This window comes from Micromonospora sp. WMMD558 (assembly GCF_049315255.1).
GTDB lineage: Bacteria > Actinomycetota > Actinomycetes > Mycobacteriales > Micromonosporaceae > Micromonospora.
This window is the reverse complement of sequence record NZ_CP186061.1, coordinates 4,618,375-4,640,353: the sequence shown is the minus strand read 5'-3', so window position 1 is coordinate 4,640,353 and position 21,979 is coordinate 4,618,375. Positions and strand designations below refer to the sequence as shown.

Here is a 21,979-nt window from a genome sequence, read left to right as displayed (position 1 = left end):
ACGCGGTGCTGATCCGACGTGAGTCCCCCGCCGACATCGCCGCCATCCACGCCGTACACGCCGCCGCGTTCGCGGACCCGCAGCGGCCGGACGCCGTACCGGTGGAGGCCGCCCTGGTCGACGCGCTGCGCGCCGACGCCGGCTGGCTGCCGGCGCTCTCCCTGGTCGCCGTCGTCGACGGCGAGGTGGTGGGGCACGTCGTGGCCACCCGTGGGCACGTCGACGGCGAGCCGGTCGCACTGGGGCTCGGGCCGCTCGGGGTGCTGCCGGTCCGGCAGCGGCGCGGGGTCGGGTCGGCGCTGATGCACGCCGTGCTCGGCGCCGCCGACGCGCTCGACGAGCCGCTCGTGGTGCTCCTCGGCCACCTCGACTACTACCCGCGGTTCGGGTTCCGCCCCGCGGTCGACCTGGGCGTCACCCCGCCGGTGCCGGCGTGGGGCGCCCACTTCCAGGCCCGCCCGATGACGGCCTGGCGGGACACCATCAAGGGCGAGTTCGCGTACGCGGCTCCGTTCGCGGACCTGTAGGCCCCGGCTCCGCGCTCCGCGCGGCTTCCGGGCGCGTGGTCCGGGCCCCTACAGTGGACGGTGCCCGGTCGGACACGGGCGGTCGTGGAGGGCTGGATGCGTCCGGAGTCGGACCGATCTCTGCTGGTCGACCTCGCCAGGCCGGTCGTCGACCGGTTCTCGCCCGGCGAGACGGAGCTGTTCCCACTGCTCAGCGAGGCGCACTTCGCCGATCCCCGTGCGTACGCCGAACCGGAACGGCGCGGTGGCCCGCTGACGTTCGGGGTGCCCGAGGTGCTCGTGCTGCTGACGCCGGTCGCCCTGGCGGCGATGACCGAGGCGGTGCGGTACGTCGCGGAGCGCGCGATGCGCAAGGGGCACCAGGTCACCTCGGCGGCACTGCGGCGGGTCTTCCGGGGCCGTCCCGACGGGCCGGCGGAGGCGCCGCCGCTGGAGTTGACCGCGCAGGAGTGGGCCGAGGTGCGGGGGATCGTCGAGCGGGTCGCGGTGCGCGGTGGCGTCGAGCCTGAACGCGCCGCCATGATCGCCGACGCCGTGGTCGGGCAGGGACGGCTCGGCGGCGAGACGCGCTGACCGCCGTGGCGCCCACGACCGGTCACCGTGTGGCCCCCGGCGCGGCGGCCGTGTACTTCGCCCTGCTGGTGGGCGCGGTCCTCGCCACCAGCGTGGTCGTCTTCTTCAGCGTCGCCCTCTCCCCCTCGATCCGCATGGAGGCCGTCCAGGCCCGTCTGGCCGAGTGCGCGGCCACGTTGGACGCCGACGCCGCCCGACTCGCCGCCGAAGGCACGCTGGACGCGCCCGGGCAACGCGAGGCGCTGACCGCGGACTTCCGGTCCTGCCTGCGGCCGGCGTACGCCGCACCGCTCACGGCGGTCGCCGCCGGGCTCGGGCTGCTGACGGTGGTGGCCCTCACCCTCTACCTCGCCCATCCCTGGTGGATCGTGCGGCGGGACCGCTCGACGCGGCTCACGCCGGACCTGGTTCCGGGACTGGCGCACGACCTGGCGCGGTTGAGCCGGGACCTGGGGCTGGCCCGGGCGCCCGAGTGGCGCCTCGTGCCGCACCGGGGCGCGCCGAGCGGCCAGGCGTTCGGTCTACCGGGCCGGCGGCGGATCCACCTCGGCGCTGGACTGCTGGTGCTACGGGCCACCGATCGGCCGGCGTTCCGTGCCGTTGTGGCACACGAGCTTGCGCACCTGCGTAACCGGGACGTGGACCTGACGTACCTGACCATCTCGATCTGGCGGGCGTTCCTGTTCGTGGCGGTGCTGCCGCCGCTGCTCGTGCTGCTTCTGTTCACCACGTCCCGTGGGTGGACGTGGCGCAGCCCGGTGGACGCGCTGGCGGGCAACGCGCGCCTGCTCGGCGCGATGCTCGCCCTCACCTGCCTGGTCTACCTGCTGCGCAACTCCGTGTTGCGGGCACGTGAGACGTACGCCGACGCGGTGGCCGCCTCCGTCGGCGGAACGGGCGCCGCGCTGTCCGCCATCCTCCAACGCCAACCGGCGCCGCGACGGTGGCTCGCCCGGTGGGGCACCCACCCGCGGCCCCACGACCGGCTTCGCGCCATCCGTGGTCCGGCGACGACGCTGACGTCCACACACTGGGACCTGGTCGCCGCCGGTCTCCCCTCGGGAGTGCTGACCGCGAACCTGGTTGCCGTGGCGGGCGGCGCGCTGGGGCTCGATCCGGTGCTCGGCACCGCCCTGCTCGCCCTGGTGGTCGGTTCGGTGCTGGCAGCCCTGCTCGCCCTGACGGTCTGGCGAGCGGCACGAGGGACGACCGTGGGAACCGGGCAGTCACGTCGGGTCCCCTTCTGGTTCACCAGCGGGACGGTCCTGGCCGGGTCCTTCATGGCGGGCACACAGGTGTCGGTGGTCGCAGTGACCGGGACGCCGGGATCGATCGGCGGTTCCGGCCTGGCTTCCACGCTCGTCGCAGGACTGTTGCTGACGGTCGCGGCGGTGGTGCTGGCCGCGTGGGCCGACTCGACCTCCCGCGCAACGTGGCTCCACGCGACGGCCCACCTGGCCGATCCCTCCGTCGAGGCGGCCGCGAGCGACGCCAGCGTGGCCGGAGCGAATCCGAGGGCTGCCTCGGTCGGCCCCGGCCGGCCGGCACGCTGGGCGTTGGCGGCGACGCTGGCCGCTGCCGGGTTGGCCGGTGCGGCGGCACTCGCCGTCTGGCTGCCGTTCAGCACGGTGCGCTTCGGGTTCGCGATCGACTGGGGACCGCCACCGGCCGACGGTGCCGGCTGGTACGCGACGGTCGGGCGGCTGAGCACCGCCGATCTCGGTCCGGCGTACCGGTTCGTGTACAACCCGCTCACCCTGCTGGCCCTGACCGCGCTATGGCTGGTTCCGGCGACGCTGGCAGGACGCGCCGGCCGGGGGACGATTCTGTGGCGGTCCGGGCTGGTCGGGCTCGGCGGCGGCGCGGTCGTGGCGGTCGTGGGCGCGGTGCTGCCGGTGGCCGCCGGAGTGGTCGTTCCGGTCGGCGTGCGCCAGGCTGTCCCGGAGCCCGACGAGATCTCGTTCGGCGCGGTCGTGGACAACTCCACGATCGCGGTCGGCTCCCTGGTGGTGGCGATCGCGATGGCGGTGGTGGTGGCCGGCCGGGGTCCGCTGCGACCGGCCCGCGCGCTGCTCGCCGCGACGGTGGCCACGGCGGCCGCCACCGCCGCGATCTGGTGGGTGGCGGGCCCCGTGCGCTGCCTGACCGGCGTAGGGCTGTGCCGGGAGGCGGTGGATCTCGACGCCATGTCCCGGACGGCGCTCTGGATCCTCGTGCAGGGGCTCCTCGTGGCGGTGCCGCTGGTGCTGGCGGCGGCCGTGGCCGGTGCTCGCCGCCGGGCACCCGGTGGCCCGACGCCACCGGCGACGACCGGCGGCGACCCGCCGACGGCACCGGCCACGACGGGTAGCGACGCGCCGGCGGGGCACCGCCGGACCGGGACGGCCAGGGTGGTCGCCCTGCTCGTCCTGCTCGCGGTGATCACCACGCTGGTCTGGGGCATCCGGACGTCCGCCTACGAGACGTGGTTGCGCGGCACCTTCGGCTGACCCGCCCCCGCCGATCCGACCGGCACCCGCCCGACCGGTCCCGCCCCAGCTGGGAGACTGGACGGGCGTCTGGAGGTTCCGGGTGCTGGCTGTCGGGAGGTCGCCGTGGCGGTGGACGTGGTGTCGGAGGTCGTCATCGACCGTCCGGTCGCCCGGGTGGCGGCGTTCGCCGGCGACCCGGCGAACGCTCCGGCCTGGTACGTGAACATCGGGTCGGTGGAGTGGCTGACGCCCCCGCCGCCGCGGGTCGGCTCGCGGGTGGCGTTCGTGGCGCAGTTCCTCGGCCGTCGGCTGGCCTACACGTACGAGATCGTCGACCTGGTGCCCGACGACCGGTTGGTGATGCGCACGGCGGAGGGCCCCTTCCCGATGGAGACCACCTACCGCTGGGAAGCGCTGGACGGCGGCCGCACCCGCATGACGCTGCGCAACCGGGGCGAGCCGAGCGGTTTCGCCTCGATCGCCGCCCCGGTGCTGGCCGGGGCGATGCGCCGGGCGAACCGCAAGGACCTGGCACGGCTCAAGGGCCTGCTGGAACGACCGGAGCGGTGAGCGGCGGCGTACCGGCAGGTCGCTGCACGAATTAGCACATGCGTGCGAACATGGGTGCGTGTCGACCGAGGCCACCGTCCTGCACGCCGATCTGGACGCGTTCTACGCGTCGGTGGAGCAGCGGGACGACCCACGCCTGCGCGGCCGGCCGGTCATCGTCGGCGGCGGCGTGGTGCTCGCCTGCAGCTACGAGGCCAAGGCGCGGGGTGTCCGCAGCGCGATGAACGGCCGGCAGGCCCGCCGGCTCTGCCCCGACGCGGTCGTGGTGCCGCCCCGGATGGCGGCGTACACGGCGGCCAGCCGCGCGGTGTTCGAGATCTTCCGGCACACCACGCCGCTGGTGGAGGGGCTCTCGGTCGACGAGGCGTTCCTCGAGGTGGGCGGCCTGCGCCGGCTGGCGGGTCCACCGGCCGACATCGCCGTCCGGCTGCGCCGGGAGGTCCGCGAGCAGGTCGGCCTGCCGATCACGGTCGGCGTCGCCCGGACGAAATTCCTCGCCAAGGTGGCCAGCGGCGTCGCCAAGCCCGACGGGCTTCTTGTCGTTCCACCCGGGCAGGAACTGGCGTTCCTGCACCCGTTGCCGGTCGAGCGGCTGTGGGGCGTGGGCCCGGTGACGGCGGCGAAGCTGCGCGAGCGGGGCGTCTGCACCGTCGGTCAGGTGGCCCGGCTCGGGGAGGCGACGCTGGTGACGCTGCTCGGCGCGGGAGCCGGCCGGCACCTGCACGCGCTGGCGCACAACCGCGACCCGCGGCCGGTGCAGGTGGGGCGCCGGCGGTCGTCGATGGGCGCGCAGCACGCCCTCGGCCGCGGCCCGCACTCCCCTGCCGACCTGGACGCGATCCTTTCCGGCCTGGTGGACCGGGTGACCCGCCGGATGCGGGCGGCCGCCCGCTCGGGGCGGACCATGATGCTGCGGCTGCGCTTCGCCGACTACACGCGGGCGACCCGCTCGCACACGATCGGCAAGGCGACGGCGGACACGGCGCCGCTGCTGGCCACCGCGCGGTCGCTGCTGCGGGCGGCGCTGCCGGAGATCGAGCGGCGAGGCGTTACGCTGATCGGCGTCTCGGTCGGCAACCTGGACGACGCCCCGGTCCAGCCGCCGTTGCCGTTCGACCGCGACCCGGGAGCCGACCTGGACGCCGCCGTGGACGCGGTGCGCAGCCGCTTCGGCTCGGCCGCGCTGACCCGGGCGACCCTGCTCGGCCGGGACCCCGGCGTGGAGATGCCGCTGCTGCCCGACTGACGGTCAACGGGCAGGCCGGGCGGCAGACTGAGGTCATGCCGCGATCGGCCGGCCCTTCCGACAGCGATCCCGCCCGTCCGCCCCTGTCGGCGTGGCGGTTCGTGCTCTGGTTCGGTGTCGTGGCGATGCTCGCCGACATCGTTTACGAGGGCGCGCGGTCGATCACCGGCCCGCTCCTGGCCGGCCTGGGGGCGAGCGCACTGACGGTGGGCGTCATCACCGGCGTGGGCGAGGCGTCCGCGCTGGTGCTGCGGTTGGTGTCCGGGCCGCTGGCGGACCGTACCGGCCGTTTCTGGGCGTGGGCCCTCGCCGGGTACGGGCTCACCGTCGTGAGCGTCCCGCTGCTGGGCGTCGCCTCGGTGGTCTGGGTGGCCGGGACGCTGGTCGTCGCGGAACGGGTGGGCAAGGCAATCCGCCAGCCGGCCAAGGACACGCTGCTCTCCCACGCCGCCGCCGTGACCGGTCGCGGTCGCGGTTTCGCGGCGCACGAGGCACTGGACCAGGCGGGAGCGCTGGTCGGGCCGCTGGCCGTGGCCGCCGTGCTGGCGGCGAGCGGCGGCGACTACGGGCCGGCGCTGCTCGCGCTCGCGGTGCCGGGAGCGCTCACTCTCATCGTCCTGGTGTGGTTGCGGATGCGGGTTCCGCACCCGACCCGCTACGAGAGCGGCGGGCCCCCCGAGCGGCCGCGACGGCGGGACCGGGCGGCGCCGCGGGAGGCGAGCCGACTGCCGGGCAGGTTCTGGGTGTACGCCGCCTTCGCGGGGCTGACCATGACCGGCTTCGCCACGTTCGGGGTGCTCTCCTTCCACCTGGTGGAGGCGGACCTGCTGCCCGCGACGGCGGTGCCGGTGCTCTACGCCGCCGCGATGGTCGTTGACGCGGTCGCCGCCGTCGCCACCGGGTGGGCGTACGACCGGTACGGCGCGCGGATCCTGGTCGTCCTGCCGATCGTGGCCGCCACCGTCCCCGCGCTCGCCTTCTCCCCCACGGTCGGGCCGGCGGTGGCCGGCGTGCTGGTGTGGGGCGCCGTGCTCGGCGTGCAGGAGTCGACGTTGAAGGCCACCGTCGCGGATCTGGTGGGTCCGGGCCGGCGCGCGACGGCGTACGGCGTCTTCGGAGCGGTGGTCGGCGTCGCGGCGGCCGTGGGTGGCGCGCTGACCGGCGGGCTGTACGAGACGTCCGTGCCGCTGCTCGTGGCGGTGACCGCGACGGTCCAGGCGGTCGCGCTGGGCGTGCTGGTGACCGTCCTGCGCCGGGACCGGGTCGGCTCGCCGCGCCGGGGCGGTGTCGGAGGTGCGGGTTGACGTGCGGACGTGACCGGACCTGGGGATGTCCCGCCCGAGCTTCTCGACCGGCTGCGACAGATCTGTCTCGGCCTGCCCCAGGCGTGCTGCCCGGGTGCCACCCCCGGTGCCTCCGGGCGACCCCGCCCGCTGAGGCAGCGGGTGGCGGGGGCTCCGATCGACGCGCCCGCGACGGCGGTCGGTCACGGTTCGTACGCCGTCAGGCGGCCGACGGTCCCCCAGTCGGTCGGGCTTCCGGCCCGTGTGTCGTACCGCCGGAACCCCGCCGTGTCCGCTCTCGTTACGTGACCGCGAGCCCCGGCCGCCCTCCCGGCGGCGACGCTCGGCGGAGGTGAGCGGTGTCGGAACGTCACGATCCGGTGACTCCCGCGTGGGTATGCCGGGACTGCGGGCAGAGTTGGCCGTGCCCGACCCGCCGCCAGTTGCTGCTCCGGGAGTACGGGCCGCAGCCGGCCAACCTCAGTGTCTACCTGGCGGCCTGCCTGACCGCCGCCACCGCGGACCTGCGGTCGCCGCCGGCCGCCCTGCGGGAGCGGTTCCTCGGCTGGATCCCGCACCCGCGCCACCGCGCGTTCTGAATTGTCGGTTCCCGGTCGGGCGCCTGCTGAACAACCACGATGACCGTGCCCGCCGACGGGTACCGGATTTGTCACACAACCGTCATGCGGCCGAAGGGTGACCGCGAATCCGGGCCGGCAGGTTGTGGGCTGAACGGAAGCGTCGCGGGCCCGACGGAGGCGGCGACACCGTACCCGGTGAGCCCGCAGCTGAAGGAGGGACCGGCACGATGACGGTCGTCCGGGGCGACGAGCGAACGACACTGGTCTGCGACATCTGCGGGGACACGGTCGTCGAAACGGGAGGCGGCCCGGCGGACGGTGGCGTGGTCTGGACCATGGTCGCCGACCACGGCTGGAGCGGCTCACCCCTCGCCGACGGCCCCCACCGATGCGCCCACTGCACCATGGCGGCGAGGTCCGGCCACGCGGTGCCGGACGGGCCGGGGACCGGCGGGATCCTCGGAATCGACCACCGTGGGGACGCGACCGTGATCACGTGCGCGGGCGACATCGACGTCGACGGCGAGGACACCATGCGCACCGCCCTGCGCCACGCGACCGACATGGGCGGGCACGTCGTCGTGGATCTCACCCACGTGCACCTGATCGACTCGACCGGGCTGGGCCTGCTGGTCCGCGCGCACCGCGACGCCGCCGCCCGCGGCGCCACCGTGAGCCTCGCCGCGCCGTCGCCGTTCCTCCGCACCGTCCTGCGGACGCTACGCCTCGACGGGATGTTCCCGGTGTACGACAGCCGCGCCGAAGCGGTCGCCCAGCTGAGCGGGCGGGCCGGGTCCGCGGCGTCCGGGGGCCGGCCCTGATCCCGAGCAACGAGCCCCGCTTCGGCCTGGAGGTCCCCGTGGCGTCGATGTCGATCACCGTGACCATCCTGTCCGCCGGCGTCGTGGTCCTGGTACTACGGGGCGGCATGCGCGGCGCGGACGTCGACACCCTCCGCGACGCGCTGCACCGGGTGCTGCGCGACCGGCCCCGGGAGGTGCACCTCGACCTCTCCGGCGTGGTCGACGTCGAGCCGTCCGCCGCCGCCGCCGTCACCGCCGCCGCCCTCGAGGCGGAGCGGACCGGGACGATGGTGCGGGTCGTCCATGCCTCCCCGCCGGTACGGCAGCGGATGACGACGGCCGGCGCGGACGGTCTGCTGCGCTGACGGTTTGCCGGCGGGACGGGCGGGAACGCCAGGGTCCGGGCGGCACGAGCGCGTCCTTGTGCCGCAGCCGACACGGGGAGGGTGACATGGGTGACCGCGAACGGCTCCACGACCTGCGCCAGAAGGCCCACGACGCGGGCATCGAGGGCAACTCGAAGATGACCGAGGACCAGCTCCGCGACGCGTTGCGCCGGGTCGGCAGGGGCGCCGACCCGCAGCTGGCCAAGCAGCAGGCCAAGCGCTGACGGTACGGCACGTCCCGCGCCGGTCCGGTACCCGAGGCGGCGCGGGACGTCGTGCCCGGATCAGCTCATCGTCGCCAGCAGGTCCCGGCATGCCTGCTCGCAGGCGCGGCAAGCGTCGGCGCAGATCCGGCAGTGCTCGTGCCGGTCCGCGTGCCGGGCGCACTCGTCGCCACACGCCCGGCAGGCGGTCGCGCACGCCTCCAGCAGGCTGCGGCTGATGTTCGCGTCGTACCCGGTGTGCCGGGACAGGACCCGTGCCGTCGTGGTGCACACGTCGGCGCAGTCCAGGTTGGTGCGAACGCACTTCGCCAGTTCGGCGACCATGTCCTCGCTCAGGCAGGCGTCGGCGCAGGCGGTGCAGGCCTGCGCGCAGTCGTTGAGGGCGTCGATCACCGCGGCCAGCTTCTTACGGTCCAGGTTGATCGACTTCGGGTAACTCTCCAGCATCGGCATGGTGGTGCCGGTCATGGCTTCTCCTCTCGGGATCGTCGTCTCAACGTCGTACCCCTTCCCTCACGCCGCACTCCCGGACGTCCGGGAGCCCCCAGCGGTGACGGACGGCTCGACCGACGTCGGTGGCAGCGCGGGCGGTGGGGGCTCGGCAGCTTCGGACGACGTGGTGGTTCGCGGGGTGGGCGTCGGTTCCGCCGTCACCGGCGGCTCGGACGTGGCCGACGGCTCCGCCGTCACCGGCGGCACCGACGTGGCCGGCGGATCCGACGGCGGCGGATCGGACGGCGGCGGCCCACTCGTCGGCGGCGCGGTGGTCGGCGGGTCCGACGGCGGCGTCGGCGTCGGCGCGGCGCCGGACGGAGTGGTCACCGACGGTGACGGCGGCACGGGCGCCCCGCCCGCTCCGCGACCACTGCTCCGGGCGCCGCCCGCCGGTGGCCCGCCGGCGGAGCCCCGGCCGGCCGTCTCCGTCGGCGCCGCCGCCGGGACGGCCGCGACGGACGGGAGCACGGACGTCCGGACGTGCGTGCCCGTGCGGTCGCAGACGACGTCGCCCACCGTGAACCGGCGGGGTGGCTCGTGTCCACCGGTGTCCGCCCGGCCGTGCAGCGTCGCGGTCAGGTCCCCTCCCGGTACGGGCGGCTCGGCGAGGCGGAGCGTCACCCGCCGCTCGTCCCGGGTCCAGGCGGCGCCGACGACGTCGAGGAGCCGCTGCCCCTCCGGAAGGGTGAAGGTCAGCGTGCGGTGCTGCGTGCCCGGACCGCCGATACCCGTCACGGTGATCCGTGCCGTGAAGCCGCCGTCGGCTCCCTGCTGCGCCAGGTAGCGGGTTCGACAGCCGGCCCCGGACGGGGCCGGGTCGGCGGATCGGTCCTCGGCGGTGACCAGTCCCGGCAACAGCCCGGCGAGCGCGGCGGCCGCCGCGGCGGGAGCCGCGAGGCGAACGCCACGGCGTACGCCTCGCGCCGGCCGGCTCGCGACCCGCGGGCGCGCGCGCCGGGTGGGGCCCGGGACGGTCCGGGCGGGCACCGCGGGTCGGGCACCACCGGCCGTCGGGTCCACCGCCACGGTCGTCCCGGTGAGCGGCCCGAGCGCCGCCGCCAACTCCGCCGCTGTCGGCCGCCGGCCGGGATCCGTCTCCAGGCACGCGCGGACCAGCTCCACGTGGGGCGCCGCGAGCCCCGGGAGGGCGACGCTGGCTGCCGGTTCGTGGGGGGCCCGCTCCGGCACCTGACCGGTGAGGCACTCGGCGAGGACGACGCCGAGCGCGAACACGTCGCCCGCCGGTGCCGCCTCCGCGCCGGCCGCCTGCTCCGGCGGCAGGTAGGCCGGCGTACCCCAGACCAGCCCGTCCGGGTCCGCCACGTCCTCGCCCACGCCGGCGGCGATTCCGAAGTCGACGACCTTCACCCCGCTTCGGGTGAGCATGATGTTGCCGGGCTTGACGTCGCGGTGCACCACGCCGTGCGCGTGGGCGGCGGCGAGGGCCGCCGCCACCTGCCGACCGGCCCGCAGCACCTCCGGTGCCGGGAGCGGCCCGTCACCGCGGAGCCGGGCGGCCAGGGTCCGCCCGTCGACGAACTCCATCACCAGGAACGGAGTGGGGGTGCGGGTCAGGTGCCACTGCTCGCCGTAGTCGTAGACCCGGGCGACGTTCGGGTGGTCGAAACGGGCGGCGGCCAACGCCTCATGGCGGATCCGGTCCCGGGCCGCCGGGTCGCCCAGCAACGCCGACGACAACAGCTTCACCGCCACGGTACGCTGCAACCGCAGGTCGTAGCCGCGCCAGACGGTCGCCATGCCTCCCCGGCCGACCGGCTCGTCGAGCCGGTAACGCCGTTGCAGACAACGCACCGCCCTGCCCCCTCCCGGTCCGGCACCCTCGCGGGCGCCGTGTCGCTGTCGGTCGACATCGGAGCCGGAGCCCCGGTCGACCATCGCGCTACCCGGCCCCCGGCCGGCGAAAACTCCGATCGGGAGCCCGCCCGGTGTTGTCACACGACCGTCACGTTGCCGCGCGACGGCCGTCACACCTCGGAGCGTTCCTGGTGACAGGAGCACTGTCGACGGTCACGACGAAGGCAGGTGATCACCATGGTCGGGCAGCACGGCGTCCGCCGCGCGGCGATCGCCGCGGGACTGGTCGCCGCCCTGCTGTCGGGCGGCTGCTCCCGGGACCCCGGCCCCGAACCGCCGCAGCGGCCCTCCAGCACCAGCCCGCCGAGCACGCTCGCCCGTGCCGCCGTCGGCGACCGGCTCACCGTGACCGCCGCCGTCGAGCGGGTCATCGACGAGGGCGCGATCGTCGTCCGGGACGTCGACCTGAGCGACGGCCCACTGCTCGTGCTGACCCGGCAGGCCGTCGAGGCGACGCCACCGCAGCTGGTCACCGTCGAGGGAACCGTCATCCTGTTCTCGTCCGGCGACCTCGCCGCGGAGTTCGCCCCGCACCCGTACCGCGCGTTCGACGGAAAGAAGGCGCTGGCGGCCGGGACCGTCACCGTGTGGCGGTGACGATCCGTCTCCGGCGGCCACTGCTCCCGAGCCCGTCATCCGTGCCAACCGGCCCTGCCCGCAGCGGGCCGACCGACGGCACGCGCGACACCCGATGGCGTCGCAGACGGCGGATTCCCGCGCCGGGCCCCCGGGCGGGGCATAGCGTGGGCAGGGACGCGACCGGACCGGAGGGAGAGTGCCGTGACCGAGCCGGAGGAGGGCCGGGAGAAGAGCCCGAAGACCGACCGGGTGCTGTTCTCGCCCGACGGAGACCCGCACCACACCGTGGCCCAGGCACCCCAGCCGGACGAGCATCTGGAGGTGACGGTCACGCACGACGACCGCACCGACGTCGTCGACGACGAACAGTCATGACGGTCACGCGTCCGGATGCTTCTCCAGCGTCGACGCGGAGTAGTGGATGGTCTGCGCCACCGGCAGGCCGTCCGGCCGACTTCTGACCGAGCCGGTCAGCGCAGGCGGTCGGCTGTGGTGAAACCGCCCCTGGGCCAGCATCGCGGACGGAAACTGACCGGGTGAGCGTTCCGCCGCCCCTCCGCCGCTCGCGGTGGCTCATGCCGGTGGCACCCGGCAGCCGGGTCACCCGGCTGGAGCTGTTCTACGACCTGATCTTCGTCTTCGCGTTCCTCAACGTGACCGGTCTCGTGTCCCGGGAACTGACCCCCGTCTCCGTGCTGTCCGGCACGATCGTCCTGGCGCTGCTCTGGTTCTGCTGGACCGGGTTCGCGTCGCTCGGCAACGTCGTCCGCGCCGACCACGGGTTCCTGCCGCCGCTCGGCTTCGGCATCATGGCGGCGGCGTTCATCCTGGCGATCACCATTCCACAGGCGTTCATCGACCAACCCGACGACCTGCCCGGCCCGGTGGTGTTCGCGGTCTCCTACCTGGCCGTACGCGGCCTCACGTCGGCCGGGTTCCTCTACGTGCTCAGCCGGGCGGGCCGTTCCCGCCGGCAACTGGTCGTCATCACCGCCCCGGCGGTGCTGGCCGCCCTGCTGGTCGGGCTGGCCGCCACCGCGCCCTGGTGGGTTCCGGCCGACGCGGTCCTCGCCGCACGCCTGACGTTGTGGGGCGCCGCCCTGCTGGTCGAGTACTCGGTCGGCCTGTTCCTGCCGTACGCCCGCTGGGGGGTCGCCTCGGCGGGACACTGGGCGGAGCGGCACGCCCTGATCATCCTGATCGCCCTCGGTGAGGCGGTCATCGCGCTGGGGCTGGGACCGGGCCGCTTCGACCGGCTCGCCCTGACCGGGCCGGTCATCACCGGCTCCATCCTCGGCATCGCGTTGCTCGCCGCGATGTGGTGGTTGCACTTCGACACCCTCGCGCCCAGTGTCGAGCATGCGATGCACGGCACCCGGGGCCCGAGCCGGATACCCCTGGCCCGGGACGTCTTCACCTACCTGCACCTGCTGGTCCTGGTCGGAATCGTGATGACCGCGCTCGGGCTCAAGCTCGTGCTCGAGGAGGTCGCCGCGCCCGGCGTCGAACCGCTGCCGGGGCCCAGCGCCGTCACCCTGTACGGCGGCGTCGGCCTCTTTCTCCTTGCCGACGCGCTCGTCGCCGCGCGCACCTTCCGCCGGTTCCGGCGCTCCAATCTCGTCGCCGCGGCGGCACTGGCTGTGCTGGTCGTGCCGGCGACCCTGGTCACCCCGCTCATCGCGCTGGGCGTGCTCGTCGTCTTCTCCGGCGTCGTCGCCCTGGTCCAGCGGTTCACCGGAGCGGACGCCCGCGAGCGGATCAAGGACTCGGTCCGCCAGGAGGAGCGGGTGACCGAGAGGGCGCTCAGCGAGTGGCGCTGCCAGCATCTCTGACCGCTACCGCCCCTCGTCGCGCACATCGGCGAGACTGCTGCCGTCGCCGAGGCCGCTGCGGGTGATGACGCTGAGGCTGCCGTCCGTCTCCAGGACCACCGCCGCGAGTTGACCGAGGTCGCCGGCGCCCTGGCTGCGGGCGGCCTGCCGGATCTCACTCTCCGCCACCCGGACCCGGCGCATGGTGTCGTACCGTGGCCGCCCGTCCCGCAGCAGCATGGTCGGCCGGGCCTTCAGCAGCCGCTGCGACGGGGGCCAGCGGACGGCGAGCAGGGCGACCGCGTACTGCAACGCCACCAGCAGGGCCAGCGCGAGGATCCCCTCGACCAGCGAGACGTCCCGCGACAGCAGTATCGTCGCCAGCGTCGAGCCCAATGCCACCGTGACGACGAGGTCGAACGCGTTGAGCTTGGACAGTGTCCGTTTCCCGGACACCCGCAGGATGACCACCAGTGCCGGATAGAAGAGCACGGCGACGAGGAGCAGGCGCAGCAGGTCGGCGGGGTTCTTCAACACCATCCCCGGGAGCTACCCCACACGTGCGGCGGTATCCGCCCCACGCGCCGGATCCGGTCAGCCGGTGGCCCACGCGGAGGTCGGCTGCAGGACGGCCTCCCGCAGGGCCTCCGTGCGCCACCGGGTCACCTCCTGGTACTCCGGATCGGCGACCATCCGGCTGAAGGCCGTACGGCTCGGGTAGCGCACCAGCAGCACCGCGTCCCAGGCCTGGCCCTCCTCGGCCACCAGGGCCGGGCCACCGTCTCCGGCGTAGAGCACCTCGCCGCCGTACCGCGGCAGGAACGTCTCCCGCAGCGCCGCGGCGTACCGCTCGTACGACTCCCGCCCGCCGTCGGCGAAGCGCAGGAGGTTGAGCATCACCACCGGCTCTTCAGGGGTGGCTGCCAGGAACTGCTTCAGATCGCGACCGGTCGGGTCGACTGCCATCAGTGCGCCTCCAGTCCGCTGTCCGGGTGGCGATCATCAGACCACAGGTCACCGGCGGTCGAAAAGGGAGCCGGCGCGGTGGTTGTCGGCCCCCCGATGACGGGTAGGGCGGACGGAGCAATGCCTCCACGTGCCGGATGAAACTCCTATATCGTCGCAAATTAGTGCTGCCACTGACCGTGCCCGGAAGACGAGGAAACCATGGCAGATCGAGGGCGCCGGAGTTTCGCCCGCCCCTGGAAGCGCCGTCCCGCCGGCCGCGCCGGGCGACGGTTCGGAGCCGTCGTGCGGATGGTCGCGGCGCTGGTGCTGGCCGGCGGCGCGTACACGGTGTTCGCGCCCCAGGCGCAAGCGCAGGAGGAGCCGCGGTTGAGTGCCGCCGCGGCGGAGGGTGAGGCGCTGTTCGAGGTCGGCTGCATCACCTGCCACGGTCGCTCCGCCGGCGGCGTGGAGGGACGGGGACCGAGCCTGATCAACGTGGGTGGGGCTTCGGTGGAGTTCCAGGTGGGCAGCGGCCGGATGCCGCTGGCCCGGCAGGAGGCACAGGCACAGCGCAAACCCGAGCTGTACACCGACGAGCAGGTGCGCCAGCTGGCCGCGTACATCGACTCGCTGGGGGTCGGCCCGGTGGTGCCGGACGACGTGGACGCCCTGGTCAAGGACGCGAACCTCGCCCGCGGCGGTGAGCTGTTCCGGATCAACTGTTCGCAGTGCCACGCGTTCGGTGGCGGTGGCGGGGCCCTGTCGTCGGGCAAGTACGCGCCGAGCCTCTACCCGGCGAGCGACCGGATCATCTACGCGGCGATGCTCAGCGGGCCGCAGAACATGCCGGTGTTCGGCGACACCACGCTGACCCCGGACCAGAAGGCGGACATCATCGCCTACATCCAGCAGGTGATCCAGACCGACACCGACCCCGGCGGGTTCGACCTCGGGCGGTACGGTCCCTCCACCGAGGGCCTGGCGGTCTTCCTGGTCGGCATCGTCGCGCTGGTCTTCGCCAGCCTGTGGATCGCGGGCAAGTCGTGAGCGAGCACGTGACCCAGCAACAGCGGGGGGCGGTCGACGTCAACGACCGGTCGCTGTCGCGCTTCGACATCGTCCGGGAAGGCGCCCGCCGCGACGACATCGAGATCGTCCACTACGAGCCGCAGGTCGTGTCCGGCTCGAAGGCCGAGCGCCGGCTGGTACGGATCGTCGCGGCGCTGTTCCTGATCGCCGGGCTGGCGGCGACCGCGTTCCTCGCGGTCTACATCTGGTGGCCGTGGCGCTACCGGCTGGTCGCCGACATCGAGGAGTACTACACGCCGCTGCTCGGGGCGACCCTGGGCATCGCGCTGCTGGGTGTCGGCTTCGGCGTTCTCGTGTGGGGCAAGAAGCTACTGCCCAAGGAGGTGTCCATCCAGGACCGGCACGAGGGCGCCGTGTCCCCCGACGAGCAGCGCATCACCGGTCAGACCATGCTCTACATGGCCGACGAACTCGGCGTGCGGCGTCGACCGCTGCTCGGAGTCTCGCTGCTCGCCGGGCTCGTCCCCGTCGGCGCGGTCGTCGCCGCACCACTGGTCGGCGGCCTCATCCGCGACCCGCACACCGGCCGGGAGCTGTACCAGACCGGCTTCGCGCCCGCCGACGAGCAGGGCGCCATCACCCGCGTCCGCCTGGTCCGCGAGGACGGGCGTCCCGTGCGCCCCTCCGACCTGCTCGCCGGCGGCCAGGTCACCGTCTTCCCCGGCATCCCGCACGGCGTCAGCAACCAGTACGCCGACTCGGTGACGCTGCTCATCCACCTGCGCGCCGAGGACGCGATCACCGCCCGCCTCAACAACCGCGACGCCGGCAAGGTCGACTGGATGTGGGGCAACTACATCGCCTACTCGAAGATCTGCACCCACGCCGGCTGCCCCGCCAGCCTCTACGAACAGCAGACCAACCGGCTGCTCTGCCCCTGCCACCAGTCCCAGTTCCTCATCACGAACAACGCCGAACCCGTCTTCGGCCCGGCCAACCGCCGCCTGCCCCAACTCCCGATCGAGGTGGACGAGGAGGGTTTCTTCGTCGCCACCGCCGACTACCAGGAGCCGATCGGCCCCGACTTCTGGGAGCGCCCCTGACCGCGCCGCCGGCCGGCGGCCGGCGGACGTCCGGCGCCGGTCACCCGTCCGGTGGGCACAGCCGGTTGCTGACGTCGTGGACGTCCGCGGCACCCCAGGCGAGGGTGTGGGCGTGGGCGCTCACGTCGGCCGAGCTGACCGTCCCCTCCAGGATGACCACCCGGTTCTGCACCTCGATGCAGATGCGCTCGTGGCGCAGCACCGGATCCCGCTGCATCTGCTCGAGCAGCCGGCAGGCCAACCGGGCGTCCTCCGAGGCGGGGGTGTTCTGGAACAGCGATGGCAGGTCGTCGGGGAAGAACCAGGGGTACGTCACGACTCACTCCTCACGTCTCGTTGACCTGCGGAGAGCCCTACCCCCCACGCTTCGCCGTCAATACGACAAAGTCGTGACGATTCGCGCCCGCGACGGTGACGAGTCACCGCGGCCCGCACCGGCCACCGCCGGACCGACCACCGCCACCCGCTGACGCCGTGCCCACCCACCGCCGGCCCCTGCCGCCCACCCGGCTCCCCGGATGACCGGCCGTCGGGGCGACCAGCGGTCCCGCGACGCCGTCCTCAACGGTCTCGCCCGGCGGCTGGACAAGCCGATGGGCGCCCTCGGCGTGCTCTTCCTGCTGGTCGTGCTCGGACAGTCACTCGCCCGGCACCCCACCCTGTCCACCGCCCTGACCGTCACCAGCTGGGTCCTGTGGGCGGTGTTCGTGGCCGAGTTCGCCCTGCGCGCCTGGCTCGCCCGGCACCACCCCCGCGCCTTCTGGCGCCGCAACTGGTGGCAGGTCATCTTCCTCGCCGTACCGTTCCTGCGGTTCGCCCGGGCCGCCGCCACCCTGCGCGCCACCCGCGCCGGCGGCGTCATCACCGCCGCCGTCCGCGGCTCCCGCTCCGCCGGACGCCTGCTCACCGACCGGCTCGCCTGGCTGGCGATCATCACCACCACGGTCATCCTGTCCGTCGGGCAGTTGCTCGTTCTCACCGGCTCCTACCGGACGTACGGGCAGGCGCTGCACGACGTCGCCCTCACCACCATCACGGGCGAGCCGCTCACCGCCACCGACCCGCTCGCCCAGGTCGTCGAACTGGCGCTCGCGGTCTACTCGGTGGTCGTCTTCGCCACCCTGGCCGGAGCGCTGGGAGCCTTCTTCCTCAGCTCGGAACGGCAGCGGGACGAGGGTGACCGGGAGCAGCGGGAGTGACGGCCGGCGGCACCGCCCCGTCCGGGCGGTACGTCGTACGCCGGGCGGGACCGTCCCGCGTACGCCAGGATCAGGGCGTGACGCCCGGGATCTGGACGCCGTGAGTCGGCCCCGCAACCCTGCGGCGCTGGCCGCCGAGGTGCTGGCCAGCTTCTGGCTGCTGCCGGCGGTCTGCGCCGTGGGGGCGGTGGCGGCGGCGATCGGCCTGTCGGTGCTGGAGCTGCACCTGGACCTCCCCGTCGAGTGGCTCCTGCCCGGCGGGCCGGCCGGCGCCCGGTCGCTGCTGTCGTCGATCATCACCGCGATGATCTCCTTCACGGCGCTGGTCTTCTCCATCACGGTCGTGGCCTTGCAACTCGCCAGCAGCCAGTACTCGCCCCGGGTGCTGCGCACCTTCCTGCAGGACCGGACCATCCAGGCGACGCTGGGCACGTTCGTCGCGACCTTCCTGTTCGCGATGGTCGTCCTCGCCGCGCTGCCGGCCCGGGACGAGCAGCGGCTGCCGGAGTTGTCGCTCGCCGTCTCGATGTCGCTCGTCCTGGGCAGCAGCGGGATGTTCATCTACTACCTGCACCACATCACCACCGTGATGCGGGTGTCGCACATCATCGCGTCGATCGGCGCGCAGACGCGCCGGACCATCGAGCGACACCTGCCGGACGACGAACACCCGCCCCTGCGGGTCACCGGCGACGTCGTACAGGTCCTGCCGGCTCCGGTGCCGGGCATGGTCACCGACGTCGACGTCGCCCGGCTCGCCCGGCTGGCCCGGGAACACGGCTGCGCCATCTCGGTCGTCCCCACACCGGGCGATTTCGTGGTCGCGGGCGCGCCGCTCTTCCGCGCGCACCGGTGTCCGGGCGACGAACCTCGCCCGCTGCCCGCCGATCGCGCCGCACGCACGGTGACCATCGGTGTGGAACGCACCCCGGGTCAGGACGTCGGATTCGGCTTTCGGCAACTCGCCGACATCGCCGAGCGGGCCCTCTCCCCCGCCTCGAACGACGTCACCACCGCGACCCGCGCCGTACAGGAGGCCCACGACCTGCTCCGCCGGCTCGCCACCCGCCCCGAGCGGGCCCGCACGGTCCGCGACGACGACGGAACCGTCCGGGTACAGGTGAACAGCCTGCCGTTCGACACGTACCTGGCGATGATCGTCGACGACGTGCGCGCGACCGCGGGCCCGCAGCCACGGATCACCCGCCTGCTGGACGCACTCCTCGACGACCTGTACGCCGTCGCGCTGCCCACCCACCGGCCCGCGATCCGGCGTCGCATGCCGCACGGGTGACGCACACCGGCGACCACCGACGAGGCCCTCCGCCGCCTCACGACGGCGGCGTCGTCCGGGGCGGCGGCACGGGGCGGGCGGCGGCATCCTCGGTCGGCGTGCCGTCCGGCGATTCGAGGCGCTGGCGCAGCGCCGCGATCTCCCGCCGCAGCGCGGCGATGTCCTCGGCGGTGGCGACGGGTTGCTGGCCGCGGCCGGAGACCCGGTCGACGATCCAGGTGGCGAGGGAGCCGGTCACGAAACCGATCAGCCCGATACCGCCGATCATCAGGCCGACCGCCACGAACCGTCCCTCGGTCGTGACCGGGTAGAAGTCGCCGTATCCGACCGTGGTGATGGTCACGGCCGCCCACCACAGGGCGTCCCCGTAGCTGGTGATGGAGGAGTCCGGGGCGTACCGCTCGGCGTCGAGGACCGCCAGGGCCGCGACCACCACCAGCAGCAGGGTGGTCGCCGCCACGTAGACGCCGAGCCGGCCGCGGACCCAGATCTCGGTACGCCGGCTCAGCGTGAGCACGACCGTCACCAACCGCAACGCCCGCAGCGGGCGGAGCACCGGCAGGAGCAGCACCGCGAGATCGAACAGGTGCTCGCGGACGAACCGCCGTCGATCCGGCTGCTGAACGAAGCGGACACCGATGTCGAGCCAGAACAGCAGCCAGATGGCGAGGGTCGTCAGCTGGCAGGCGCGCCTCCAGCCCGCCCCGAGCTGCGGATCCAGGATCGGCGCCGCGTACGCCGCCAGGAACACCAGGGAGAGAACGGTCAACGGCAGCGCGGTCACCCGCTCCCAGCGGGTGGTCCGCACCGCCGGTGAGCCGGTGGAGCCGGCATTTCCCATGGTCACCCCTCCGACCATAAATGCGTGTATCCGTGCAATCATTGGCCGGTGCGACTCTACGTGGAGCCGGCGGAGTCCCCGACGGCGGTGGACGAGGGCCTCGTGGATGCCCTGGCGGCACTGAGCCGATCGCTGGTCGGCATCACCGTCCGCTCGCTCGGGGTCCTGGACGTCGACCTCACGATGTCGCAGTACCGGACCCTCGTCCTCCTCGCGTCCCGGGGGCCGGTCCGGGTCGTCGACCTCGCCGTGGCGCTGCAGGTCCACCCGTCCACCGTCACCCGGACCTGTGACCGCCTGGTCCGTCGCGGTCTGGTGGCACGGCGACCGGGCGAGAGCGACCGGCGGGTTTCCTGGCTCAGCCTCACGACGGCGGGCAAGGACATCGTCGGCGCGGTGATCCAGCACCGCACCGCCGAGATCCGGCGCCTGGTGGCGACGACCGGGGTGCGGGCCGGCGGCGGGCTGAGGGAATCGGTCGAGGCACTGGTGGCGGCAGCCGGCGAACCGGACGAACGACAGTGGCGACGGCACTGGGAACGATGCGCCGGGCCGCCCGCACCGCCGACATGAGCGTGCCACTCGAATGGGCCTTCCGACGCGACTTCCGCGCCGGCTCCACCCGGATCGTGCTCGCCGGTGGCTGCCCGCCCGACGCGGAACCGCTGCTGACCGCCGTCCTGCGGGACGGCGACGTCGACGCCCCGCTGGACCTCGTCATCGACCTGCGGGACCTTCCCACCGTCGCGGTCGCGTCAGCCGGCACGGTGATCGCCCCCTGGGCGGCCGCCCGCGCCGGCGGGCCGGTCCTGACCGTCGAGCCGCCGACGCACGCCGCCGGCCTGCTGCCGGCCGGCCCCGGTCGGGATCCGAAAGGGGCACCTGGCCGCCGCCGGGCCCACCTGAACCTGCCCGCGCACCCGGATTCCCCCGCCGCCGCGCGCCGACTCGTCGCCGACCGCTGTCGGGCGTGGGGTCGCCCGGGGATGATGGAGCGCGCCGTCATTGTCACGTCCGAGCTCGTCAGCAACGCCGTGGAACACGCCGGCACCGAGCTCGACGTCACGCTGGTGGAGCAGGCAGGGGCGGTGCGGGTGAGTGTGCGGGACCGCGCCGCCGACCGCCCGGACCCGGCCGCAAACGGGAACCTGCTCGCCGAGCGGGGCCGTGGCATCCCCATCGTCGCGGCCCTCGCCTCCGACTGGGGCTTCGTGACCGTCGGCGACGGCAAGACGACCTGGGCCGTCGTCGGGGGCGACCTTCCGGCCGACGGGTGACCTGGGGCGCGTCCGGACCGCACCGGGACGGCCGGATGTTGCGCCGCAGCATGCGCCGGGAGCTGGTCACCGAGGAGGAGCTGTACGCCAACCCCGACCACCCGGGCGCCGGCGGCGAGGAAGTCGGCGGCGTTGGTGGCGTCGATCCCGCCGGTCGCCACGAAGCGCAGGTCGGGCAGCGGTCCGGCGACCGCCCGTTTTGGAACCGGTTCGTCGGCCGGGACAAGGTGCTGCTGATCGGCTCGTCCAACACCGTCGGCCCGGACGTCGGGCGGCTGAACGTGACCCTGCACCACAACCTCTTCGACGGGGTCCGCCAACGCCTGCCCCGGGTCCGCTTCGGCCAGGTCGACGTCTACAACAACCACTACCGGCTGGCCGGCGACGGGTTCGCCTACGCGATCGGGATCGGCGTGCGGTCGGCGGTGCACGTCGAGCGCAACGCCTTCACCCTCGGCGCGGGGATCACCGCCGCCGACCTGCTCCACGACTGGGGCGGCACCGCGGTCACCACCCGCGGCAACGTCGTCGACCCGGCCGACGGCCCGGCCCGCCCGGTGGACCTGGCGGCCGCCTACAACGCCGCCCACGACCCCGACCTGGCACCCGACGCCGGGTGGACGCCCACCCTGCGCCACGGCCCGGTGCTGCCGGCCGTGGCCGTGCCGTACGTCGTCGGGGCGTTCGCCGGCGCCGACCGCCTGCTGCCCTGACCACCCTCCCGTCCACACCGTGGTAACCGGTCACGGCGGTGTCCGGCGGCCGCCGGGCACCGCCGTAACCCGGACGGGTGGCCGGACGGCGTTCCCGGCCGCCCGCCGCCCCCGCGTCCCTAAGGTTCGACAGGTGTCGTGGGAAAACGGG

The 21,979-nt window shown here is 74.1% G+C and carries 26 protein-coding genes; 20 read left to right on the top strand and 6 right to left on the bottom strand.

Features of this window, described 5'->3' with window-relative positions:
- The first annotated feature begins 5 nt into the window (after positions 1 to 5).
- The 10 genes from ACN26Y_RS21960 to ACN26Y_RS21915 all read left to right on the top strand — a co-directional run bounded on the left by ACN26Y_RS21960 (position 6) and on the right by ACN26Y_RS21915 (position 8,664).
- Positions 6 to 527, top strand: coding sequence for a GNAT family N-acetyltransferase (locus tag ACN26Y_RS21960; RefSeq protein WP_155332096.1), 522 nt, complete (start codon positions 6 to 8; stop codon positions 525 to 527).
- A 96-nt stretch (positions 528 to 623) separates the two neighbouring features.
- Positions 624 to 1,100 (top strand): hypothetical protein, encoded by a 477-nt coding sequence (locus tag ACN26Y_RS21955; protein ID WP_196255659.1) that lies wholly within the window; start codon positions 624 to 626, stop codon positions 1,098 to 1,100.
- Between the two features lie 5 nt (positions 1,101 to 1,105).
- The gene (locus ACN26Y_RS21950) at positions 1,106 to 3,589 is read left to right on the top strand and encodes a M48 family metalloprotease (RefSeq protein ID WP_155332094.1); all 2,484 of its coding nucleotides are present in this window, start codon (positions 1,106 to 1,108) and stop codon (positions 3,587 to 3,589) included.
- A 105-nt stretch (positions 3,590 to 3,694) separates the two neighbouring features.
- Positions 3,695 to 4,141 (top strand): SRPBCC family protein, encoded by a 447-nt coding sequence (locus ACN26Y_RS21945; RefSeq protein WP_155332093.1) that lies wholly within the window; start codon positions 3,695 to 3,697, stop codon positions 4,139 to 4,141.
- Positions 4,142 to 4,199: 58 nt separating this feature from the next.
- A complete protein-coding gene (gene dinB, locus ACN26Y_RS21940) occupies positions 4,200 to 5,387 on the top strand; it encodes a DNA polymerase IV (protein ID WP_422733443.1) in 1,188 nt (395 codons plus the stop codon).
- A gap of 35 nt (positions 5,388 to 5,422) precedes the next feature.
- Entirely contained in the window at positions 5,423 to 6,691 is a 1,269-nt protein-coding gene (locus ACN26Y_RS21935) for an MFS transporter (protein WP_155332091.1), read from the top strand.
- A gap of 338 nt (positions 6,692 to 7,029) precedes the next feature.
- Positions 7,030 to 7,269, top strand: coding sequence for a hypothetical protein (locus tag ACN26Y_RS21930; protein ID WP_155332090.1), 240 nt, complete (start codon positions 7,030 to 7,032; stop codon positions 7,267 to 7,269).
- Positions 7,270 to 7,478: 209 nt separating this feature from the next.
- Complete coding sequence (locus ACN26Y_RS21925; RefSeq protein WP_155332089.1) at positions 7,479 to 8,072, top strand: STAS domain-containing protein; 594 nt, start codon at positions 7,479 to 7,481, stop codon at positions 8,070 to 8,072.
- 47 nt (positions 8,073 to 8,119) lie between these two features.
- Positions 8,120 to 8,419, top strand: coding sequence for an STAS domain-containing protein (locus ACN26Y_RS21920; protein ID WP_155332088.1), 300 nt, complete (start codon positions 8,120 to 8,122; stop codon positions 8,417 to 8,419).
- 86 nt (positions 8,420 to 8,505) lie between these two features.
- Positions 8,506 to 8,664, top strand: coding sequence for a hypothetical protein (locus ACN26Y_RS21915; protein ID WP_155332087.1), 159 nt, complete (start codon positions 8,506 to 8,508; stop codon positions 8,662 to 8,664).
- 60 nt (positions 8,665 to 8,724) lie between these two features.
- Here ACN26Y_RS21915 and ACN26Y_RS21910 read toward each other — a convergent pair whose 3' ends face one another.
- Together ACN26Y_RS21910 and ACN26Y_RS21905 are read right to left on the bottom strand one after the other, a co-directional pair.
- Positions 8,725 to 9,132, bottom strand: coding sequence for a four-helix bundle copper-binding protein (locus ACN26Y_RS21910; RefSeq protein WP_155332086.1), 408 nt, complete (start codon positions 9,130 to 9,132; stop codon positions 8,725 to 8,727).
- A 45-nt stretch (positions 9,133 to 9,177) separates the two neighbouring features.
- Positions 9,178 to 10,971, bottom strand: coding sequence for a serine/threonine-protein kinase (locus ACN26Y_RS21905; RefSeq protein WP_422733442.1), 1,794 nt, complete (start codon positions 10,969 to 10,971; stop codon positions 9,178 to 9,180).
- Between the two features lie 240 nt (positions 10,972 to 11,211).
- Between ACN26Y_RS21905 and ACN26Y_RS21900 the strand changes: the two genes are divergently transcribed.
- The 3 genes from ACN26Y_RS21900 (at position 11,212) to ACN26Y_RS21890 (ending at position 13,445) form a co-directional block, all read left to right on the top strand.
- Positions 11,212 to 11,631 carry a hypothetical protein gene (locus ACN26Y_RS21900; RefSeq protein ID WP_422733441.1) on the top strand — a complete coding sequence of 140 codons (420 nt, stop codon included), beginning with the start codon at positions 11,212 to 11,214 and terminating at the stop codon, positions 11,629 to 11,631.
- Positions 11,632 to 11,814: 183 nt separating this feature from the next.
- Positions 11,815 to 11,988, top strand: a complete 174-nt coding sequence (locus ACN26Y_RS21895; RefSeq protein ID WP_196255657.1) for a hypothetical protein — start codon at positions 11,815 to 11,817, stop codon at positions 11,986 to 11,988.
- Between the two features lie 161 nt (positions 11,989 to 12,149).
- On the top strand, positions 12,150 to 13,445 hold the full coding sequence (locus ACN26Y_RS21890; protein WP_422733440.1) for a low temperature requirement protein A: 1,296 nt from the start codon (positions 12,150 to 12,152) through the stop codon (positions 13,443 to 13,445).
- 3 nt (positions 13,446 to 13,448) lie between these two features.
- Here ACN26Y_RS21890 and ACN26Y_RS21885 read toward each other — a convergent pair whose 3' ends face one another.
- The gene (locus ACN26Y_RS21885; RefSeq protein WP_422733439.1) at positions 13,449 to 13,964 is read right to left on the bottom strand and encodes a DUF421 domain-containing protein; all 516 of its coding nucleotides are present in this window, start codon (positions 13,962 to 13,964) and stop codon (positions 13,449 to 13,451) included.
- A 54-nt stretch (positions 13,965 to 14,018) separates the two neighbouring features.
- Entirely contained in the window at positions 14,019 to 14,390 is a 372-nt protein-coding gene (locus tag ACN26Y_RS21880; RefSeq protein ID WP_422733438.1) for a DUF1330 domain-containing protein, read from the bottom strand.
- 201 nt (positions 14,391 to 14,591) lie between these two features.
- Here ACN26Y_RS21880 and ACN26Y_RS21875 point away from each other — a divergent pair, with 201 nt between their 5' ends.
- Complete coding sequence (locus ACN26Y_RS21875; RefSeq protein ID WP_155332080.1) at positions 14,592 to 15,419, top strand: c-type cytochrome; 828 nt, start codon at positions 14,592 to 14,594, stop codon at positions 15,417 to 15,419.
- A complete protein-coding gene (locus tag ACN26Y_RS21870) occupies positions 15,416 to 16,504 on the top strand; it encodes a ubiquinol-cytochrome c reductase iron-sulfur subunit (protein ID WP_422733437.1) in 1,089 nt (362 codons plus the stop codon). Before ACN26Y_RS21875 ends, ACN26Y_RS21870 begins: the two co-directional genes overlap by 4 nt.
- 40 nt (positions 16,505 to 16,544) lie before the next feature.
- Here ACN26Y_RS21870 and ACN26Y_RS21865 read toward each other — a convergent pair whose 3' ends face one another.
- Positions 16,545 to 16,820: a BON domain-containing protein gene (locus tag ACN26Y_RS21865; protein ID WP_366601579.1), complete on the bottom strand. Its 276-nt coding sequence runs from the start codon at positions 16,818 to 16,820 to the stop codon at positions 16,545 to 16,547.
- Positions 16,821 to 17,022: 202 nt separating this feature from the next.
- Here ACN26Y_RS21865 and ACN26Y_RS21860 point away from each other — a divergent pair, with 202 nt between their 5' ends.
- Both ACN26Y_RS21860 and ACN26Y_RS21855 read left to right on the top strand, forming a co-directional pair.
- Entirely contained in the window at positions 17,023 to 17,703 is a 681-nt protein-coding gene (locus tag ACN26Y_RS21860; RefSeq protein WP_422733436.1) for a hypothetical protein, read from the top strand.
- A gap of 100 nt (positions 17,704 to 17,803) precedes the next feature.
- On the top strand, positions 17,804 to 18,997 hold the full coding sequence (locus tag ACN26Y_RS21855; RefSeq protein ID WP_422733435.1) for a DUF2254 domain-containing protein: 1,194 nt from the start codon (positions 17,804 to 17,806) through the stop codon (positions 18,995 to 18,997).
- A 37-nt stretch (positions 18,998 to 19,034) separates the two neighbouring features.
- Here the strand turns inward: ACN26Y_RS21855 and ACN26Y_RS21850 are convergent, their stop codons facing one another.
- Positions 19,035 to 19,838, bottom strand: coding sequence for a potassium channel family protein (locus ACN26Y_RS21850; RefSeq protein ID WP_155334234.1), 804 nt, complete (start codon positions 19,836 to 19,838; stop codon positions 19,035 to 19,037).
- Between the two features lie 48 nt (positions 19,839 to 19,886).
- On the opposite strand from ACN26Y_RS21850, the gene ACN26Y_RS21845 reads away from it, so the two are divergent.
- The 3 genes from ACN26Y_RS21845 to ACN26Y_RS21835 are packed head-to-tail and all read left to right on the top strand — an operon-like array spanning position 19,887 to position 21,828.
- A complete protein-coding gene (locus ACN26Y_RS21845; RefSeq protein WP_422733434.1) occupies positions 19,887 to 20,411 on the top strand; it encodes a MarR family winged helix-turn-helix transcriptional regulator in 525 nt (174 codons plus the stop codon).
- Entirely contained in the window at positions 20,360 to 21,115 is a 756-nt protein-coding gene (locus tag ACN26Y_RS21840; RefSeq protein ID WP_422733433.1) for an ATP-binding protein, read from the top strand. The genes ACN26Y_RS21845 and ACN26Y_RS21840 overlap by 52 nt, the downstream gene beginning before the upstream one ends.
- A gap of 35 nt (positions 21,116 to 21,150) precedes the next feature.
- Positions 21,151 to 21,828, top strand: a complete 678-nt coding sequence (locus ACN26Y_RS21835) for a hypothetical protein (RefSeq protein WP_230688709.1) — start codon at positions 21,151 to 21,153, stop codon at positions 21,826 to 21,828.
- Positions 21,829 to 21,979 lie beyond the last annotated feature (151 nt).